Below are 12290 nucleotides of genomic sequence, written 5' to 3'. Positions count from 1 at the left end.
CGTCGCCGCCCTTGGCGGTGTTGACCACCACCCCGGCCAGACCCGCCGCGATGGCCGCGGAGATCAGCTGGACGGTGTTGATCGCCGCCGAGGCGGCGCCGCCCTCGGCCGGGTCGTCGACCGAGGACATCGCGCGTGCCGACAGATGCGGCCAGGCCATCCCGATCCCGGTCCCCGCCACCAGCAGCGCCACCGCCCACAGCGCCGCCGTCCACGGGGACGTGTCCCCGCGGCGGGCGACCGCGGCCAGGGCCAGGCCGGAGGCGGCCACGATCGGCGCCGCCACGATGACCCGCGCGACCGTGCGGGGGCTCTCCAAGGATGCGCTGAGGATCTCGCTCACCGTCCAGCCCAGCGCCAGCGCGGCCCCCAGGAAGCCGGCGGCGATCGGGGTCAGATGCGCCAGCCGCTGGCCGAACAGCGGCACGTAGGTGTTCACCATCGCGGCGCCCATCAGCGCGCCCATGGTCAGGTAGATCCACTTCAGTGGCCCGGGGCCGAAGACGCTGGGCGGCAGGATCCCCGCGTGCGTCCGCCCGTCGACGAGCACGAACGCTCCCGCCAGGGCGATGCCAACGGCGAGCAGGACGAAGGTCACCAGCGTGTTGCTCGGGATCTGGGCCACGCTGACCGCCAGCGCGGCCGCACCGATCAGCAGCAGCGAGCGCACCGGGACCTTCATCGGCACCAGGACGGTCGCGCGCTCGACGCGGGCCAGCGCCACGGGCACCAGCAGGGCCATCAGGGCGGTCAGCACCGCCATCGTCACGAAGGCCCATCGCCACAGGCCCAGCTGGGCGAACAGGCCGCCCGTGGTCGGGCCGACCACCGTCGCCACCCCCCACATCGCCGACACCAGCGCCGAGCCGCGCGTCCACAGCATGCGCGGAAGAGCGGAATTGATCAACGCGTAGCCAAGGCCGGCGAGCAGGCCCCCGGCCACGCCCTGCAGGGCGCGCCCAGCTATCAGCACCTCCATGTTCGGCGCCGCCGCGCAAATCAGGCTGGAGACGCCGAACACCGCGAGACCGGTCAGGTAGCACGAGCGCGCCCCGACGCGCAGCAGCATCGGATTGACCATCGCGGCCGCCACCACCGACCCGACGAGGTACAGGGTCGTGACCCAGGCGTAGAGCCGACTCCCGCCGATTTCGGCGATGGTGTTCGGCAACAAGCTGGTGGTCAGGAACTCGTTAGTGGCGTACAGACCGACCCCGCCGGCCAGCAGGATGGAGGTTCTCAGATACCTGGCACCCAACAGCTGGCGCCAGCCGCCAGTCACGGTCGCGGTGTCGGTCACCCTTCTACCGTATGGGGTGTCCCGACGGCGGAACTCGGAGATGCGCTGCCAGCAAACTCATTTCAGGCCGGCGGCGTCCATCCCCCGCAGCTCCTTCTTCAGGTCGGCGATCTCGTCACGGAAGCGCGCGGCCAGCTCGAATTGCAGGTCCCGCGCGGCGGCCATCATCTGCTCGGTGAGGTCCTTGATCAGGTCGGCCAGTTCGGCACGCGGCATGCTGGCCGTGTCGCGACCCTCGAAGACCCCGGCGCTGACGGCCCGGCCCGGTTCGCCCTGGGCGCGCCGGCCCCGGGAGGAGTTGCGGCCTGAGCCGCCGATCCCGACCGATTCGGTGTCGTCGGCCTCGCGATAGACCTGGTCGAGGATGTCGGCGATCTTCTTGCGCAGCGGCTGCGGGTCGATGCCGTGGGCCTCGTTGTAGGCGATCTGCTTGGCCCGCCGCCGTTCGGTCTCGTCGATCGCCTCTTTCATCGAGTCCGTGATCGAGTCCGCGTACATGTGCACTTCGCCGGAGACGTTGCGGGCGGCGCGGCCGATGGTCTGGATCAGGCTGCGCGAGGACCGCAGGAAGCCCTCCTTGTCGGCGTCCAGGATCGCCACCAGCGACACCTCAGGGAGGTCCAGGCCCTCGCGGAGCAGGTTGATGCCGACGAGCACGTCGTACTCGCCCAGCCGCAGCTGGCGCAGCAATTCCACCCGGCGCAGCGTGTCGACCTCGGAGTGCAGGTAGCGCACCCGGATGCCCATCTCGAGCAGGTAGTCGGTGAGGTCCTCGGCCATCTTCTTGGTCAGCGTGGTGACCAGTACCCGTTCGTCGGCGTCGGTGCGCTTGCGGATCTCGCCGATCAGGTCGTCGATCTGGCCCTTGGTGGGCTTGACCACCACCTTCGGGTCCACCAGGCCGGTCGGCCGGATCACCTGCTCGACGAACTCGCCGCCGGCCTGGCTCAGTTCGTAGGGGCCCGGGGTGGCCGACAGGTACACCGTCTGCCCGATCCGTTCGGCGAATTCCTCCCAGGTCAGTGGGCGGTTGTCGCACGCGGACGGCAGCCGGAACCCGTACTCGACCAGGTTGCGCTTGCGGGACATGTCGCCCTCGTACATGCCGCCGATCTGCGGCACCGTGACGTGCGACTCGTCGATGACCAGCAGGAAGTCATCCGGGAAGTAGTCCAGCAGCGTCGCCGGCGGTGAGCCCGGGCCGCGGCCGTCGATGTGCCTTGAGTAATTTTCGATGCCCGAGCAGAAGCCGACCTGGCGCATCATCTCGATGTCGTAGTTGGTGCGCATCCGCAGCCGCTGCGCCTCGAGCAGCTTGCCCTGGCCCTCCAACTCGGCCAGCCGCGCCGCCAGTTCCTCCTCGATCGTCGAGATCGCGTGGGCCATCCGCTCCGGGCCGGCGACGTAGTGGGTGGCCGGGAAGATGCGCAGAGAGTCGACCTGGCGGATCACATCGCCGGTCAGCGGGTGCAGGTAGTACAGCGCCTCCACCTCGTCGCCGAAGAACTCGATGCGCACCGCCAACTCCTCATACGACGGGATGATCTCGACCGTGTCGCCGCGCACCCGGAAGGAGCCGCGGGTGAAGGACAGGTCGTTGCGGGTGTATTGCACGTCGACCAGCAGCCGCAGCAGCGCGTCGCGGGGCACCTCGGTGCCCACACTGAGTTCCACGGAGCGGTCCAGATACGACTGCGGGGTGCCCAGGCCGTAGATGCACGACACCGAGGCCACCACGACCACGTCGCGCCGCGAGAGCAGCGACGACGTCGCGGAGTGCCGCAGCCGCTCCACGTCGTCGTTGATCGAGCTGTCCTTCTCGATGTAGGTGTCGGTCTGGGCGATGTACGCCTCCGGCTGGTAATAGTCGTAGTACGACACGAAGTACTCAACGGCGTTGTGCGGCAACATTTCTCGCAGCTCGTTGGCAAGCTGGGCGGCCAGCGTCTTGTTCGGCGCCATGACCAGCGTCGGACGCTGCAGCCGCTCGATGAGCCAGGCGGTGGTGGCCGACTTCCCGGTGCCGGTGGCGCCCAGCAACACCACGTCACGCTCCCCCGCCTTGATGCGGCGTTCCAGCTCGTCGATGGCGGCCGGCTGGTCGCCGGCGGGCGAATGTGGGCTGACGACCTCGAAACGGCCGCCGACGCGCACGACCTCGTCGACCGCGCGGTACTCCGAATGTGCGAGTACGGGATGTTCCGTGGCGAAAGCCATGCCACCAGGTTAGAACCGCGGACCGACAAGTGTCGCGGAGCCGGTATCGGGTGGCCCTGACCAGGAAAAGTCAGTCATCGCGCGGGGAACGCGCCGCATACCTTCACAGAAGTACCGGTTGGGAAGGACCACACGATTCTCCGAACCTGATAGCGCGGGTGATATCAAATCCGAGCATCACCTAATGGTCCGGACACGGTCTACGGGCGCGTCCACGTCCGCGTGACGGGGTCGCACTGCAGCAGGTAGCCGTCGTTCGAGGTGGTCATGGCGAACACCGAGGTGCCCGGCCGGTCGCACGAGCTGCCGGAGGCGTGCACGCCCATCGTGATCGGGGCCTTGGCCCAGCTGTTGCCCTCGCAGACGATCTGCTCGCTGTTGGTCGGGTCGTAGGCCAGCTTGCCGACGTCGCCGCACGCCGCGCCGAGCACGGGCGGAGCCGGGGCGGCGGCGACGGTCGACGCGGCGACGGCCTGGGCGGGGTCGCCGAGGTTCACCCCGGCTGGCACGTCGCCGACCCGGGTGGCCACCACGGGCACCCGCACCACCGCACCCTGCGCGCCACACTCGTTGGTCAGCACCGTCTCGGTCACGGTGCCGCGCAGGGTGCCGTCGGCCTGCGGGGCCAGCGACCACGCCAGCGTCTCCTGCTGGGTCGCGTTCGCCTCGCCGTTGGCGGGCGCGCAGTTCATCCGCCGCTGTTGCGGCGCGCCCTGCCAGTAGCCGCCGACGAACCGCAGCGCGTCGGTCCGGCCGTTCGCGGTCTGGTGGGTCGCGTTGTCCAGCCGGGCGCCGGTCGCCGCGCAGCCGTTCGTGGTGCACACGGAACGGAAGGCCCACCAGCCGGCGGCGGGGCCGTCGTGGCGGATCGCGACGCCGTTGGTGGTCCGCTTGCTCTGGTCGTAGTCCAGCCGGTAGCTGCCGGAAAGCGTCGGTCCCCCTGAGCGCGCGGGCGCCGGGACGGACGGTTTCGACGCGAGCGCAGGGTTGGGCGGCGCAGTGTCCGGCTCGAAGGAGTACAGGACCGACCAGGTGGCGGCCACGGCGACGAGCATCGCGCACACCAACCCGACCGCCCACCGCGTCCGCGCCGAGAACCGGTGGCTCGACGCGGTGCGGGCCCGGGCGCGCGGGCCGGCTCCCGCGGCGGCGTCGCACCGCCCGCTGACGGCGGCGGCGAAGGCGCGGCACCGCTCGAAGCGGTCCTCGGGTTGTTTCGCGAGGGCCTTGCGGAACGCCTCGTCGAGATGCGCCAGCTCCGGGCGGTAATCGCTGAGCCGGGGCGGCTCTTCGTGCAGGTGCTGGCTGATCACCGCGATGGGATTCGAGTGCTGAAACGGCGGCGCTCCGGTCAACAGATGGAAAGCCGTTGCGGCCAAGGCGTATTGGTCGGCCCGACCGTCGATGTTGGATCCCGTCAGCTGTTCCGGCGCGGCATAGGCCACCGTTCCCACCGCGACGTTGGTCTCGGTGATCCCGCTGATGTCGCCCAGGTGACGCGCGACACCGAAGTCTGCCAACAGGATTCGGCGTTCGCCGTCGTCCAGATGGGTGAGCAGGATGTTCGCCGGTTTCACGTCGCGGTGCAGCAGCCCGCGGTCGTGGGCGTAGTCGAGGGCCCCCGCCACAGCGTGGACGATGGCGCACACCTCATCGACCGGCATCCCGTCGGGGTGGCGCTCCTTCACCAGCCGGGAGGCGTCGGTGCCCTCGACGTAGTCCATGGAAATCCAGAGGTGACCGTTGAATTCGCCGCGGTCGTGGACGCCGACGATGTGGGGATGCCACAACGTCGCGGCGAGATCGGCCTCGCGGTTGAACCGCTCGCGAAATTCGGGATCGGCCGTGACCGCTTCCGCCAGCACCTTGATGACGTCGCGGCGCGGCAGCCGGGGATGCAGGGCCAGATACACCTCGGCCATGCCCCCGGCGCCCAGCTGGCGCAGGATCGTGTAGCCCGCGAACGGTGCCCCGCTGGATATCGACAGGCGGGCGCCGTCGGCATCCACGCGGCCGGACTCGGGCTCCGCGTTCGGGGTCGAGCTGACCGGCGGGATGCGACGGAACAGATGGGCGATGGTGACCGCGGGCAACGAATGAAACCCCGCGCGCAGGGCCGCACGGGCCTCGCGCGGGTTGCTCAGCGCCCACCGCCCGGCGCCGATGCGCCGGGTGGTCCCCTTGTCGGCACCCATCTACCGCGTCACCCCCTCGACGTTTGAGCCCCGGCTTGCCGCAGCCCGACACACGGCACGACGATGTGCCCGGCGCGCACGCGAACAGCCCTCCCCTTCCGTTGAGATCATGCCGGATGCCGGTGGGGGCTTGTTCTCAGCGAGCTATGAACCAGCTATGAGTGGCCGACATCGAAACATAGCGAAATCACAGGCGATTCCAATAGAGACCACTCACCGCGCGCACCGATACTTGAGTGGTGACTCGACCCGCTCCGCCCCTCCTGACGATCCGGCACGACGGGTCCCAACGATCCTTCGCGGCGGGCCACGAGGTGGTCGTCGGCCGCGACGACCAGGCCGACGTGCGCATCCCCGATCCCCGGATCTCGCGCGCCCACCTGATCCTGCGCTTCGACCAGGGCCGGTGGCTGGCCATCGACAACGGCTCGCTGAACGGGACCTATCTCAACGGCTACCGGATGCCGGTGATCGATGTCCACGACGGCCAGAGCATCAACGTCGGGAATCCGCGGGGCCCGCGGCTGACCTTCGCCGTCGGGCCGCAGCAGGGCTACACCGACCGCCCGGGCCGGACCCGGCCGGGGCCGGAGGCTGGCCCGCCGACGCTGGCCTGGTCGGCGCTGCCCGAGCAGACGAATCCGACCCGGCCGCCCCGGCCCGGGCCATCCAGGACGCCGGCGAATCCACCGAATTCTCCTGTCCGCCAACGCATTCCACCTCTCCGGCAGGCGCCGCCACCGCCCCCGAACCGGCGCGTGCCACCCTCGGGCACCCCGCCGCGCGGCACACCGCCCGAGGAGCGGACCGACGTGCACGCCGGGGCGGCGCCGCAGGGTTCGACACCGCCCGCCGAACTCACCGTGGTCGACGCGAAGTCGGCCGACGTGACCAACCTGGCGACGCGCTTCGTGAAGTTGCTCTCACCGCGTTCGTCGGCGGCCGCGGGCACCCGCGCCATGACGATCGGGCGCGCCGCGGAGAACGACATCGTGGTCTCCGACGTCCTGGCCTCCCGTCAGCACGCAACGTTGGTGCAGACGCCGCTGGGCACCGAGATCCGGGACAACAGCATTAACGGGACCTTCGTCAACGGCACCCGGGTCGGATCGGCGATCCTGTCCGACGACGACGTCGTCACCATCGGCAACGTCGACCTCGTGTTCCGCGACGGCACCCTGACCGCACGCAGCGAGGCCGAGACCCGCACGGGCGGGCTGGAGGTGCGCAACGTCACGTACGTCGTCGACAACGGCAAACAACTGCTGGACGACATCTCGCTGATCGCGCGGCCCGGAACACTGACCGCCGTGATCGGCGGCTCGGGCGCCGGCAAGAGCACACTGGCCAGGCTGATCGCCGGCTACACGACTCCCAGCTCGGGCTCGGTCACGTTCGAGGGCCACGACATTCACGCCGAATACGCGTCGCTGCGCAGCCGGATCGGCATGGTCCCGCAGGACGACGTGGTGCACCGCCAGCTGACCATCAACCAGGCGCTCGGCTACGCCGCCGAGCTGCGGCTACCGCCCGACACCAGCAAATCCGACCGGGCGAAGGTCGTCGCGCAGGTCCTCGACGAACTCGACCTGACCAAACACGCCGACACCCGGGTGGACAAGCTGTCCGGCGGTCAGCGCAAGCGCGCCTCGGTGGCGCTCGAGCTGCTCACCGGCCCGTCGCTGCTGATCCTCGACGAGCCGACGTCCGGCCTGGACCCGGCGCTCGACCACCAGGTCATGACGATGCTGCGGCAGCTGGCCGACGCCGGTCGCGTGGTGATCGTGGTGACGCACATGCTGTCCTATCTCGACACCTGCGACCAGCTGCTGTTGGTGGCCCCGGGGGGCAAGACGGCCTACTGCGGGCCGCCCGATCGGATCGGCGCGGCGATGGGCACCACCAACTGGGCCAAGATCTTCACCAAGGTGGGCGCCGACCCCGAGGAGGCCAACCGGCGCTTCCTGGAGCGGCGTGACGCCGAGAAGCGGCCGCAGAAACTGGCGCCGGACACGGCGGACGAGCCGGGCGCCGTGGGCCAACCCGTGCACACCAGCGTGCGGCGGCAGATCTCGACGGTCGCCCGCCGGCAGATCCGGCTGGTCGTCGCTGACCGCGCCTACTTCATTTTCCTGGCGCTGTTGCCGTTCATCCTGGGTTCGCTGTCGCTGACCGTCCCGGGCGGCAACGGATTCCATTTACCCGGGCCGAACGCCGGGACGCCGGACGAGGCGGCGCAGATCCTGGCGCTGCTGATGCCGGCCGCGGCGTTCATGGGCACCGCGCTGACGATTCGCGACCTGGTCGGCGAGCGCGCCATCTTCCAGCGCGAGCAGGCGGTCGGGTTGTCGACGACCGCCTACCTGCTCGCGAAATCCGCGGTGTTCTGCGGGTTCGCCATCCTGCAGTCGGCCATCATCACCGCGATCGTGGTGATCGGCAAGAGCGCGCCGACCCGTGGTGGCGTCCTGCTCGGCCACTCGACCGTCGGGGCGACGGTCGAATTGTTCGCCACCGTCGCGGCGACCTGTGTCGCGTCGGCGATTCTCGGCCTGGCGATCTCGTCGCTGGTCCGCTCCAGCGAGCAGATCATGCCGCTGTTCGTGGTGACGGTGATGGCCCAGCTGGTGCTCTGCGGCGGCATGGTTCCCGTGACCGGCCGGCTCGGGCTGGACCAGCTGTCGTTCGGGATGCCCGCCCGCTGGGGCTATGCCGCGGCGGCCTCGACGGTGGATCTGCGGCACCTGGTGCCCGATTCGCTGCTGTCCCAGGACCGGTTCTGGCAGCACACGTCGCAGGTGTGGCTGCTGGACATGGGCATGCTGGCGGCGTTGTCGCTGTTCTATGCCGGCTTCGTGCGCTTCAGAATCCGGCTTCGGCGATAGAGTGGGGCCATCCATCCGCCCAAGCACGAGACGTTCGACCTGATCGCCCGCACCAACACCGATCCCAAGGGCATCGTGCGGGACGTGGACGACTATGCGGTCCACCCGTGGGGGCTCTACGTGGCCCGGCCCGCCCCCGGCCGCGCCCAATTCCATTACCTCGAGTCGTGGTTGCTGCCCGCACTTGGCTTGCGCGCCACGGTGTTTCACTTCAATCCGGGCCACGAACGGGACCAAGACTACTACCTCGACGTCGGCGAATACACGCCCGGGCCGCAGGTGTGGCGTTCGGAGGATCACTACCTCGACATCGAGGTCCGCACGGGTCACGGCGCGAACCTGGTCGACGTCGACGAGTTGCTGGATGCCGTCCGGCACGGCCTGTTGACCCCCGAGGTCGCCGAGCGGGCGGTGCGGCACGCCGTGAACGCCGTTGCGGGATTGGCCCGCAACGGCTATGACCTGTCACGCTGGCTGGCCGGCCACGGGATGGAGCTGACGTGGTGCGAGAGGCGGCCGCGGGCCTGAGCCGTTGGTCTCCCGATCGCGCCGGGCGTAATGTCAGCGACTATGAGCTGCACCGGCCGCAGGCTCCTGCCGATCACCGCGATGACCCTCATCGCCGCTGGCTCCCAGTTGAGTCCGGCGACCGCGCGGGCGGACCTGCACAACATCACCTACCGCGCCCGCATTGATGCGCTGACGACCGGGAGTCAGGCCACCTTCGTCATCAACGGCGGCCAGACCAACACCACCAACCTGCCGTCCATGCCCGGCAACGTATTCGAGGCCAACACGGTGCTGCCCGATCCCCAGCAGGCCGGGATGCGGATCGTACTGCGTTTCCCGTACTCGGCGAACGTGCACTGCGAGATCGACGTCGACGACGCCGTTTTCACCCAAGCGGATCAGTTCGTCAAACCGGCACCCGGAAACGCCGACCCGAACGGCGGGACGCTGCAGTGCGGCGCAAACCCCAACCCCTAGGGCTGCCATCCGGTTGAATCGGCCCACGCCCACGCGCGCCGGTAAGCATCGAGGAACCACGGCTCCTTGGCCTCGACGTAGGACGCGGTGTCGCCGCCCGCCCGGGCCTCGGCCGACCGCTTGACGGCCAGATACTCGTCGCGGGCCTCGGGGTTGGCCGACAGCCATGCGACGAACAGCAGGGCGAACTGCTGATTGGGCCAGCCGTCCACCCGGATGTGCACATTGGTCGGGCGGCCCGGGTCGGCTGAGGCGTGAATCCGCTTGCCCCACAACCCCGCATCGTCATTGCGGTCGTAGCGGTCGACGGCGCTGCGCGCTGGGGATTTGGTGACGTCGGAGGTGATGCCCTCGATCCGGGGGTAACCGGCGGCGAGCAGGGGCTCGGCGAGTTCGTCGGCGACATCCAGCGATGCGACCGTGATCTGCACGTCGATGACGTCCTTGCCCGGCAGATCCGGCACGGCGGTCGAACCGATGTGATCGACACGCAACGCCCGGTGGCCGCAGGCCGTCTTCAGCCGGTTGACGATCCGGCGGGCCTGATCCGGCCAGCCGGGGTCGGGCGGCACCAACCGCGCCGCCGCCCGGGCGGCCTGACGCCGGCTCAGGTTGTGCGCGAACGGCAGTATCCGGTTGTTCCACACGTCATGGGCCCGCTGAACCAGGTCGTCCGGGCTGCCGGAGTTGTCCACCCAGATGTCGGCGACGGCGCGGCGCTGCTCGTCGCTGGCCTGCGCGGCGATCCGGGCGCGCGCGTCGTCTTCGGGCATGCCGCGCTGGTCGACCAGCCGTCGCAGCCGCACCGCGACGTCGGCGTACACGATGACCACGAGCGGGAACAGCGGCGCCATCCCCGATTCCACCAGCAGCGGAATGTCCTCCACGACAACCGAATTCGCGGGCACCGAGGCGATGATCTCGGCGCGTCGCTTGCCGACCAGCGGGTGGACGATGCCGTTCAGCTTTTGGCGCGCCTCGTCGTCGCGGAAGGCCTTGGCGGCCAACGCCGGACGATCCAGCGATCCGTCGGGCAGCAGGATGTCGTCACCGAACGCCTGCACGAGCGCCGCCAGGCCCTCGGTGCCCGGCTGGACCACCTCGCGCGCGATGACGTCGCCGTCGACGATGACCGCACCACATTTCGCGAAGGTGGACGACAGGGCCGACTTGCCGGCGCCGATGCCACCGGTCAACCCGATACGCAGCATGCGTGAACGCTAGGCGTTGCCGGCGAGCTTCTCCCGCAGAGCGGCCAACTGGGCGTCGCTGGCCAGGGAGCCACCGGCCGCCTTCTCCGACGGCGCGCCGTTGCCCGACGACTGCTCGGCACCGTGACCGGCGGCCTCGGCCGCGGCGAACTTCTCCATCTGCGCCGTGTGCATCTTGTGCCGGCGCTCCGCCTCGGCGTAGCGCGCCTCCCACTCCTGGCGCTGGGCGTCGAATCCCTCGAGCCATTCGTTGGTGTCGGCGTCGAAGCCTTCGGGGAAGATGTAGTTGCCCTGCTCGTCGTAGCTGTCGGCCATGCCGTACTTCGCCGGGTCGAACTCGTCGGTGTAGTCCTCGTTGGCCTGCTTGAGCGACAGCGAGATGCGGCGGCGCTCCAGGTCGATGTCGATGACCTTGACCATGGCGTCGTCGCCGACGGCGACCACCTGGTCGGGCACCTCGACGTGGCGCTCGGCCAGCTCGGAGATGTGCACCAGGCCCTCGATGCCCTCCTCGACGCGGACGAACGCACCGAACGGAACCAGCTTGGTGACCTTGCCCGGCACGATCTGGCCGATGGCGTGGGTGCGGGCGAAGTGCCGCCACGGGTCTTCCTGAGTCGCCTTGAGCGACAACGAAACCCGCTCGCGGTCCATGTCGACGTCGAGCACCTCGACGGTGACCTCGTCGCCCACCTGGACCACCTCGGACGGGTGGTCGATGTGCTTCCAGCTCAGCTCGGAGACGTGCACCAGGCCGTCCACACCGCCGAGGTCGACGAAGGCGCCGAAGTTGACGATGGAGGAGACCACACCCTTGCGGATGGCGCCCTTCTGCAGCTGGTTGAGGAACTCGCTGCGCACCTCGGACTGGGTCTGCTCCAGCCAGGCCCGCCGCGAGAGCACCACGTTGTTGCGGTTCTTGTCCAGCTCGATGATCTTGGCCTCGATCTCCTTGCCGATGTACGGCTGCAGATCGCGGACCCGGCGCATCTCGACCAGTGACGCGGGCAGGAAGCCGCGCAGGCCGATGTCGAGGATCAGGCCACCCTTGACCACCTCGATGACGGTGCCCTTGACGGCCTCGTCCTTTTCCTTGAGCGCCTCGATGGTGCCCCAGGCGCGCTCGTACTGCGCGCGCTTCTTGGACAGGATCAGGCGGCCCTCTTTGTCCTCCTTGGTGAGAACAAGAGCCTCGACCTCATCGCCGACGGAAACGACCTCGCTGGGGTCGACATCGTGCTTGATGGAGAGCTCGCGGGCGGGGATGACGCCCTCGGTCTTGTAGCCGATGTCGAGGAGCACCTCGTCCCGGTCCACTTTGACGATCGTCCCCTCGACGATGTCGCCATCGTTGAAGTACTTGATCGTTTTGTCTATTGCGGCAAGAAAATCCTCGCTGGAGCCAATGTCGTTGACGGCTACTTGAGGCGAGGTGACGGTGGGACTCGGCATGTGGTGGGTTGCTCCGGACAGGTTGGGTCGTAGGGACAAATCT

At 69.2% G+C, this 12290-nt stretch carries 8 protein-coding genes; 3 read left to right on the top strand and 5 right to left on the bottom strand.

Annotated elements, in window-relative coordinates; genetic code table 11:
- The 3 genes from A5695_RS01770 to A5695_RS01760 form a co-directional block, all read right to left on the bottom strand.
- Positions 1-1300, bottom strand: a 1300-nt coding sequence (locus A5695_RS01770) for an MFS transporter (protein WP_068077435.1), incomplete at its 3' end; no start/stop codon positions are given.
- Between the two features lie 57 nt (positions 1301-1357).
- The gene (gene uvrB, locus A5695_RS01765; RefSeq protein WP_068077433.1) at positions 1358-3517 is read right to left on the bottom strand and encodes an excinuclease ABC subunit UvrB; all 2160 of its coding nucleotides are present in this window, start codon (positions 3515-3517) and stop codon (positions 1358-1360) included.
- A 200-nt stretch (positions 3518-3717) separates the two neighbouring features.
- Positions 3718-5712, bottom strand: coding sequence for a serine/threonine-protein kinase (locus A5695_RS01760; RefSeq protein ID WP_068077431.1), 1995 nt, complete (start codon positions 5710-5712; stop codon positions 3718-3720).
- 236 nt (positions 5713-5948) lie between these two features.
- On the opposite strand from A5695_RS01760, the gene A5695_RS01755 reads away from it, so the two are divergent.
- The 3 genes from A5695_RS01755 (at position 5949) to A5695_RS01745 (ending at position 9584) form a co-directional block, all read left to right on the top strand.
- The gene (locus A5695_RS01755; RefSeq protein WP_197515324.1) at positions 5949-8597 is read left to right on the top strand and encodes an FHA domain-containing protein; all 2649 of its coding nucleotides are present in this window, start codon (positions 5949-5951) and stop codon (positions 8595-8597) included.
- 75 nt (positions 8598-8672) lie between these two features.
- On the top strand, positions 8673-9125 hold the full coding sequence (locus A5695_RS01750) for a DUF402 domain-containing protein (protein WP_068077429.1): 453 nt from the start codon (positions 8673-8675) through the stop codon (positions 9123-9125).
- A gap of 42 nt (positions 9126-9167) precedes the next feature.
- The gene (locus A5695_RS01745; RefSeq protein WP_068077427.1) at positions 9168-9584 is read left to right on the top strand and encodes a hypothetical protein; all 417 of its coding nucleotides are present in this window, start codon (positions 9168-9170) and stop codon (positions 9582-9584) included.
- Here the strand turns inward: A5695_RS01745 and coaE are convergent.
- Both coaE and rpsA read right to left on the bottom strand, forming a co-directional pair.
- A complete protein-coding gene (gene coaE, locus A5695_RS01740; protein WP_068077425.1) occupies positions 9581-10795 on the bottom strand; it encodes a dephospho-CoA kinase in 1215 nt (404 codons plus the stop codon). The genes A5695_RS01745 and coaE overlap by 4 nt on opposite strands.
- 9 nt (positions 10796-10804) lie before the next feature.
- On the bottom strand, positions 10805-12247 hold the full coding sequence (gene rpsA / locus A5695_RS01735; protein WP_068077424.1) for a 30S ribosomal protein S1: 1443 nt from the start codon (positions 12245-12247) through the stop codon (positions 10805-10807).
- Positions 12248-12290: the final 43 nt, after the last annotated feature.

This window comes from Mycobacterium sp. E1747 (genome assembly GCF_001667775.1).
Classification (GTDB): domain Bacteria; phylum Actinomycetota; class Actinomycetes; order Mycobacteriales; family Mycobacteriaceae; genus Mycobacterium.
The sequence above is the reverse complement of the archived record's forward strand: the minus strand, read 5'-3'. Positions and strand labels throughout refer to the sequence as shown.

What these genes read in the sequence shown, in the direction of transcription:
- uvrB (WP_068077433.1), bottom strand. Translation starts at nt 3,517, where the DNA reads ATGGCTTTCGCCACGGAACATCCCGTACTCGCACATTCGGAGTACCGC.
- A5695_RS01760 (WP_068077431.1), bottom strand. Translation starts at nt 5,712, where the DNA reads ATGGGTGCCGACAAGGGGACCACCCGGCGCATCGGCGCCGGGCGGTGG.
- A5695_RS01745 (WP_068077427.1), top strand. Translation starts at nt 9,168, where the DNA reads ATGAGCTGCACCGGCCGCAGGCTCCTGCCGATCACCGCGATGACCCTC.
- coaE (WP_068077425.1), bottom strand. Translation starts at nt 10,795, where the DNA reads ATGCTGCGTATCGGGTTGACCGGTGGCATCGGCGCCGGCAAGTCGGCC.
- rpsA (WP_068077424.1), bottom strand. Translation starts at nt 12,247, where the DNA reads ATGCCGAGTCCCACCGTCACCTCGCCTCAAGTAGCCGTCAACGACATT.